We start from the raw sequence: 2,688 nt of genomic DNA, 5'->3' as shown, positions 1-2,688 counted from the left end.
GTATCAGGTAAATAACTCGCATCTTGAGTAAACACCTCTCGGTTGAGATAATTGAAAAAGCTGAAAAAGTTCACAACTTTTTACACTTTTTAAACCGAGGAGGATATTCCATATGGATACACGTTTGGCAAAACGAAATTACAGCATTCAGCAATGGAAAGCCATCATTCAAGACCGGAACAATACGAACCTGACAGTGGATGAATATTGCAAACAGAATGGCCTCAGCCGTAATTCTTATTTTTACTGGCTTCGAATCATCCGTGAGGAAGCACTGGAACAATCAGCTGAATCCGGTTTTGTCGAGTTGAGCCTGCCGGCAGAAACGGACTCCGGGTCTCATCAGATTACAGCTGTTCCAATGGCAAAACCAGAACCATCACAGTTGACTTTATCGGTGTGCGGAATCACAATACAGGTCACAGAAGATACATCGCCGGCACTGCTTGCCAGAACGATTGGGGTGATAAAGAATGCTCAATGACGCAACTGGTTTCTCCCATATATATCTGTGCACCGGATATACCGATCTCAGGAATGGGATTGATGGACTTATTGCCATCGTAAACGGAACTTTCGGACTGGATCCGACAGAGGAAGGAAGCATCTTTCTTTTCTGTGGCCGAAAAACCGACCGCATCAAGGCCCTGCTTTTTGAAGGAGACGGATGGCTTCTGTGTTACAAAAGGTTAACCGGTGATGGGCATTTTCAATGGCCGAGAAGCGAACAGGAAGCGAAACAATTATCTCCACAGCAGTTCCGCTGGCTCATGGAAGGTCTTTCCATTGAACAGAAAAAATCGATTTCACTATTAAAACCAGACCTTTACTAGAGGCTGTTTTCATACGCACCTTGACAGTTAAATACGTTATCAAAAATTTGAAAAAATCCAGTAAATATGCTGCTTTCAGCGACTTATTGTGGTATACTTATGGTATGAAAAATCAGTTATTAACAGAAGAAAAACTGAATACTCTTCCAAAGGAAACCATTATCATGCTGCTCCTTCAGCAGGGTGAAAATTTCAGGCTTCTTTCCGAACAGTCCGCTGTTATCCAGAAGCAGAATGAGCAGCTTATGAAGCAGATAGAAGATCTGAAGGAGCAGGTCGCCATTTTGACCCAGCAGCGCTTCGGACGAAGTTCTGAAAAGAACCTGCCCATTCAGGGACAGCTCTCTTTTGATCTGGATCATCCGAATGTTTTCAATGAAGCAGAAATCCTGACAGAGAATGGGTTTGCAGAGGAACCGTCACTGGAAGATACTGTTCCGGTGAGAAAACCGCGCCCAAAGGGAAAACGTGCAGTGGATCTTTCCGGAATCAAAACCACGGTAGAATCACACTATCTGGAAGAAAATACCCTGAGGGAACGATTCCCCAAGGGATGGCATCAGTTAGAAGATGAAGTGTACAAGGAATTAAAACGAATTCCTGCCAGCTATGAGGTTGTGGAGCATCATATCGGTGTATATGCCGGAAATGGAGATAACAGTAAAATCATCCGTGGAGAAGCACCTAAGCGCCTGCTGAATCACAGCATTCTGACACCATCTCTGGCAGCTTCTGTGTTTACTGCCAAGTATGTCAATGCAGTCCCATTAAACCGGATCTCAGAAGGTTATGGTTATGACGGTATCCATATTTCCCGTCAGGTCATGGCCGGATGGATGATAAAGCTCTATCAATATTATCTGGAGCCGGTGCATCGGATGATGAAGTCAGAGCTGTTCCGGTCTGGTATCATCCACTGCGATGAATCTCCCTTCAAGATGACCGGAGAAAAGGAGGAGGGAGACCCAAAATCCAAGGATTATATGTGGGTATACCATTCTCCCGGAAAAGGAGACTGCCACCCGGTTTACCTGTATGAATACGATAACGGCTCCAGAGCAGGATATGTTATCGGAGACTATCTGAAAGGATACACTGGGATCCTTGTCACAGATGGCTATCAGAGCTATCACACCCTGCAGAAAGACAGGGCTGATGAAATCAAAGTGGCCGGCTGTTGGGCTCACGCCCGGAGAAAGTATGCGGATATCCTCAAGGCTACGGGCAATAAAAGCTCTATGACAGCCGGGCAGAAGGTCGCTGACGAAGCAGTCAAGCGGATTGCAGCGATTTATCATACAGACAACATGTATAAAGGAACATCACCAAAGGAGATTTTGGATAACAGACAGCAGTCGGTAAAGCCTCTGGTAGATGCTTATTTTGCGTGGCTTAAAGAAACGTTAGCCAATCCGGGCTTGGATCAGAGTTCAGCTATAAAGGCAGCCCTCAACTATTCCCTTAATCAGGAACAGTATTTGAGAACCTTTCTAACAGAACCGGAGGTTCCGTTGGACAATAACGATGCCGAGCGAAGTATCAAGAAATTCTGCGTGGGCAAACACAGCTGGCACATCATAGAATCTAAAAACGGTGCAAAAGCAAGTGCAATGATGTATTCCATTGCAGAAACGGCAAAAGCAAACGGACTAAATCCGTTTGAATATTTCCAGTATCTGATGGATCAGCTTAAGGAATACCCAAGAAACAATGTTCCTGAAGATAAACTGGCAGAACTAATGCCTTGGTCAGAAACACTTCCCGATTGCTGTAAACAGCTGAAGAGATAATCAAGATTCGCCACCTCTATCAGGTGGCGATACTTTTTCGGGCAGGCGAGTTATTTGCCTGATAC

General features: G+C 44.9%; 3 protein-coding genes. All 3 read left to right on the top strand.

The annotated features are described in order from the left end of the window. The first annotated feature begins 112 nt into the window (after positions 1–112). The gene (tnpA, locus tag FYJ59_RS13765; RefSeq protein WP_154498903.1) at positions 113–484 is read left to right on the top strand and encodes an IS66 family insertion sequence element accessory protein TnpA; all 372 of its coding nucleotides are present in this window, start codon (positions 113–115) and stop codon (positions 482–484) included. Further along, positions 474–833 carry an IS66 family insertion sequence element accessory protein TnpB gene (gene tnpB / locus FYJ59_RS13760; protein WP_154498901.1) on the top strand — a complete coding sequence of 120 codons (360 nt, stop codon included), beginning with the start codon at positions 474–476 and terminating at the stop codon, positions 831–833. The genes tnpA and tnpB overlap by 11 nt, the downstream gene beginning before the upstream one ends. 104 nt (positions 834–937) lie before the next feature. After that, positions 938–2,623, top strand: coding sequence for an IS66 family transposase (gene tnpC / locus FYJ59_RS13755; protein ID WP_154498898.1), 1,686 nt, complete (start codon positions 938–940; stop codon positions 2,621–2,623). Positions 2,624–2,688 lie beyond the last annotated feature (65 nt).

The organism is Waltera intestinalis, from assembly GCF_009695995.1.
GTDB lineage: Bacteria > Bacillota > Clostridia > Lachnospirales > Lachnospiraceae > Acetatifactor > Acetatifactor intestinalis.
The sequence above is the reverse complement of the archived record's forward strand: the minus strand, read 5'-3'. Positions and strand labels throughout refer to the sequence as shown.

Bases quoted from the DNA above. Each gene is read 5' to 3' on its own strand.
- tnpA (WP_154498903.1), top strand. From the start codon at position 113: ATGGATACACGTTTGGCAAAACGAAATTACAGCATTCAGCAATGGAAA.
- tnpB (WP_154498901.1), top strand. From the start codon at position 474: ATGCTCAATGACGCAACTGGTTTCTCCCATATATATCTGTGCACCGGA.
- tnpC (WP_154498898.1), top strand. From the start codon at position 938: ATGAAAAATCAGTTATTAACAGAAGAAAAACTGAATACTCTTCCAAAG.